Raw genomic sequence first — 2,779 nt, 5'->3', positions numbered from 1 at the left:
GTGATGCCCGTGTCGGCTGTGGCCAACCAAGCAATCAAGACCATCGAATCCTTGGGCACCGCAGAAAAACCCCACCCGCTGCAAGCGGCCTGGATCGCCGAACAGGTACCCCAATGCGGCTACTGCCAAAGCGGCATGCTGATGGCCGCCGCCGCCCTGCTGGACAAAACCCCTAACCCCAGCGACGCCGACATCGACGCTGCCATGACCAACCTGTGCCGCTGCGGCACCTACCAGCGCGTGCGCGCCGCCATCCACCGCGCTGCGGCGCAAATGAAGAAAGGCGGTGCCGCATGAAACGCCGCACCTGGTTACTCAGCGCGCTCGGCGCAACCGGCGCACTGGTCGTTGGCTGGGGGGTGATGCCCGCCCGCTCGCGTTTGGGCGCGCCCGAACTCATGCTCAAAACCCAAGGCGATGTGGCCCTGAACGGCTGGATCAAGATCGCTGCCGACGGCGCTGTGGTCTTGGCCATGCCCCGCAGCGAAATGGGCCAAGGCGTGCACACGGCGCTGGCCATGTTGGTGGCCGAGGAACTCGATGTGCCGCTGGAGCGCGTGCGTCTGGAGCAAGCCGGTGGTGACAGCATTTACGGCAACGTGGCCATGCTGGTGGCCAGCCTGCCCTTTCACCCGCTGGACAGCGAAGGCGAACACAAACCCACCCAAATCAAGATGGGCGAATGGCTGGTGGGCAAAGTCGCCCGTGAGCTGGGCCTCAACGCCACCGGTGGCTCGTCGTCAATCGCCGACCTGTGGGACCCCTTGCGCATGGCCGCTGCCACCGCACGCGCCAGCTTGCTGCAAGCCGCAGCTGCGGCTTGGAAAGTACCCGCCAGCGAAATCACCGTGACCGCTGGCGTGATGAAGCACGCCTCAGGCCAGTCAGCGCACTACGGCCAGATGGTCGCTGCCGCTTCGGGCAGCACGCCCTCGGGCATCCAAACCAAATCGCGCGAGAAGTGGCAGCTCATCGGCCAACCCGCGCCACGAACCGACATCCCCTCCAAAGTCACAGGCCAAGCCACCTTCGGCTTGGACGTGCGTCTGCCCGGCATGCTGTTTGCGGCTGTGCAGATGTGCCCCATGCTGGGCGGCAGTGCGGCGTCCATGGACACAAAAGACGCTTTGGGGTTGAAAGGTGTGTCCAAAGTTGTGCCGCTGGACGCCTGGGGCGGCGGCACCGCAGGCTTGGCCGTGGTGGGGCAAACCACCTGGCACGCACGCCAAGGCGTGCAGGCCGTCAAAGTGCAGTGGCAGGCCCCTGCCACAGGCGCATTGGACACCCAGCGCATCCAGGCCGACCTGCTCAAGGCCTTGAACGAAGAGAGCGGCTTCACCTTCCACGAACAAGGTGTGCCCACCCAAGCTGAAAAATTGGCCACCAGCCGCATCGATGCGCTTTACCAAGCGCCCTACCTGGCCCACGTCACCATGGAGCCGATGAACTGCACCGCGCAAGTCAAAGACGGCAAGGTGGACATCTGGGTGCCCACCCAAGTGCCGCAAATGGCCCGCGACATGGCCGCCAAAGTGGCCAAAGTCGACAAAGAACAGGTCACTGTTCACGTCACCCAATTGGGCGGTGGTTTCGGTCGTCGCCTGGACGTCGACTTTGTCGGCCAAGCCGTGCAAGTGGCCATGGCCTGCGAAGGCCAACCGGTGCAGCTGAGCTGGTCGCGCGAAGAAGACATGAAGCACGACTTTTACCGCCCCATGCACCTGGCCAAGTTCCAGGCCTCGTTGGACGACAAGGGCGAAGTCAGCAGCTTGCGCATCAAGTCGGCCGGTGATGCCATCACCCCGCGCTGGATGGCGCGTGCAGCGCCGCACCTGTCGGGCCCCATCGACATGCCTGACAAAACCACCTCCGAAGGCCTGTTCGATTTGCCCTACGGTTTTGCCAGCCAACACATGAGCCATGTGGCCACCAAGTCCGGCGTGCCCGTGGGCTTTTGGCGCTCGGTTGGCCATTCGCACAACGCCTTCTTCTCGGAAAGCTTCATCGACGAGCTGGCTGTGGCCACGAAGCAAGACCCGCTGGCCTTCCGCTTGAAGCTGTTGAAAGACGCGCCACGCTACGCTGCGGTGCTGCAATTGGCGGCCGACAAAGCGGGCTGGGGCTCGCCCCTGCCCGCAGGCCGTGCGCGGGGCATTGCGCTGCACAAATCCTTTGGCTCCATCGTGGCGCAAGTGGCCGAGATCTCGCTGACCAAAGGCCAGATCCGCGTGCACCGCGTGGTGTGCGCCATCGACTGCGGCACCGTGGTCAACCCCGGCACCGTGGCCCAGCAAATGGAAAGCAGCGTGGTCTATGCCCTGAGCGCCGCGCTGTTCGGCAAGCTCGACATCGTGGACGGCGTGGTGCAACAAAGCAACTTTGCTGACGCCCCCATGCTCACGCTCCGCCAGACCCCGGTGGTGGAAACCCACATCGCACCCAGCACCCGCCACCCGGCCGGCGTGGGCGAACCGGCGGTGCCACCACTGGCACCAGCGGTGGGCAATGCGTTGTTTGCCCTCACAGGCAAGCGGCAGCGGGCCTTGCCTTTGGGGGTGTGAGCTCAGCCCCCACGCAGCGTCTTGAGGATTTTTTGTCCACCACGGCCATTGGCGTCCATACCCAGACGCTTTTGTTCGGCGCGGATCGCTTCGCGCGATTTGTCGCCCAACATGCCGTCGATGGGGCCGATGTCGTGGCCGCGCATCGTCAGCAAGCCCTGCAGCTCGCGCCGCTCGGCACGTGACAAACCTGCGTCATCGGTGGGCCAAGGTGTGGC

3 protein-coding genes are annotated in these 2,779 nt (G+C 64.7%); 2 read left to right on the top strand and 1 reads right to left on the bottom strand.

Translation table 11 applies throughout. The features are described from left to right. Both ACIQ47_RS16075 and ACIQ47_RS16070 read left to right on the top strand, forming a co-directional pair. Positions 1-297 (top strand): (2Fe-2S)-binding protein (locus ACIQ47_RS16075; protein ID WP_396439038.1); only part of this gene is annotated, 297 nt, incomplete at its 5' end. Further along, positions 294-2,561, top strand: coding sequence for a molybdopterin cofactor-binding domain-containing protein (locus ACIQ47_RS16070; RefSeq protein WP_396439037.1), 2,268 nt, complete (start codon positions 294-296; stop codon positions 2,559-2,561). The genes ACIQ47_RS16075 and ACIQ47_RS16070, both read left to right, overlap by 4 nt. Positions 2,562-2,563: 2 nt before the next feature. Here ACIQ47_RS16070 and ACIQ47_RS16065 read toward each other — a convergent pair. Further along, positions 2,564-2,779, bottom strand: a 216-nt coding sequence (locus ACIQ47_RS16065; RefSeq protein WP_396439036.1) for a peptidoglycan-binding protein, incomplete at its 5' end; no start/stop codon positions are given.

Origin of the sequence: Limnohabitans sp., from assembly GCF_044373035.1 — a bacterium.
Taxonomy (GTDB): Bacteria; Pseudomonadota; Gammaproteobacteria; order Burkholderiales; family Burkholderiaceae_C; genus Limnohabitans_A.
Note: the sequence above shows the minus strand (reverse complement) of the source record. Positions and strands in the feature narration are given on the sequence as shown.

Bases quoted from the DNA above. Each gene is read 5' to 3' on its own strand.
- ACIQ47_RS16070 (WP_396439037.1), top strand. From the start codon at position 294: ATGAAACGCCGCACCTGGTTACTCAGCGCGCTCGGCGCAACCGGCGCA.